We start from the raw sequence: 1,111 nt of genomic DNA, 5'->3' as shown, positions 1-1,111 counted from the left end.
TGTACTGACCTGGGACGTTGGTCAAGCGGGTGATGGGTGGCTTGTTCTCGCAGGCTGAGTGGGGCCTGTGGTGATTGTAGGCATGCAGCCATCCAGGGAGGGCTTCACGGCGTTCGGCTTCTGAGAAGTAGTGACGGGCGTAACCCCAGCCGTCCGCGAGGGTCTTGTGAAAGCGTTCGATCTTGCCGTTGGTCTGGGGCCGGTAGGGACGGGTCTTCTTCGCCTTTATGCCGAGCTCGTCGCGGCAGACATCGCGCCACAGGTGTGACTTGTAGGGCGAGCCGTTGTCGGACAGGACCCGTTCAACGGTGACTCCCCGGTCGGCGAACCAGGCGACTGCGCGGCGCAGCACCCCCACTGCGGTGGCGGCGGTCTCGTCGTCGTGGACCTCGGCATAGGCCACGCGGGAGTGGTCGTCGATCACGGTGTGAACGAAGGCGTGTTTCATCAGTTCGTTGCCGTGCTTGCTGCGGGGCTTGTTCGGGGTGGCTTGCCGGTTCCAGCTGCCCTGCTGCCGGCCGACGAACCGCCAGCCGCCGCCGTCGGGGATGTTGCCGAGCTTCTTCACATCGACGTGGATCAGGGAGCCTGGATGGGGATGTTCGTAGCGGCGGACGGGTTCACCGGTGGCTCGGTCGACGTCGCTGAGCCGGTTGAGTCGGCAGCGGACCAGGACCTGATGCGCCGTCGATGCCGCGATACCGACCCGGGCCGCCAGCTGGACGGGCCCCTCACGAAGCCTCAACCGCAAGCTGATCAGGCGTTTCGTCACCGCCATCGAGGTCTTGTTCGGACTTGAGTGGGGACGCGAGGACCGGTCGAGCATCTGCCGGTCGCCCGCCAGGTACCGGTCGACCCACCGCTTCACGGTCGGCCAGGAACACTGGAACCGGGCGGCGACCTCGCTGATCGGATACCCGCCCTCGACGACGAGCTTGGCGACGAGCAGACGATGCCGAGGCGTCAGGGCTGCGTTAGCGTGGGACACGGGAGGACCTTCCTGGAGAGCGGATACCTTGAGCAGTTCCACTCAACCGCGGGGGGTCCTCCTTCTCACGTCTACTCAGATCGTGTCGTCACAATCCCTCGACCAACCTGTCCGGTCAGTACA

General features: G+C 65.3%; 1 protein-coding gene. It reads right to left on the bottom strand.

What is annotated here, in order from left to right; translation table 11 throughout:
- The coding region (locus BCR15_RS05265; protein WP_068751160.1) for an IS481 family transposase at positions 1–988 on the bottom strand (988 nt) is incomplete at its 3' end.
- Between the last annotated feature and the right edge of the window lie 123 nt (positions 989–1,111).

It is taken from the genome of Tessaracoccus lapidicaptus, from assembly GCF_001693815.1.
Classification (GTDB): domain Bacteria; phylum Actinomycetota; class Actinomycetes; order Propionibacteriales; family Propionibacteriaceae; genus Arachnia; species Arachnia lapidicapta.
Note: the sequence above shows the minus strand (reverse complement) of the source record. Positions and strands in the feature narration are given on the sequence as shown.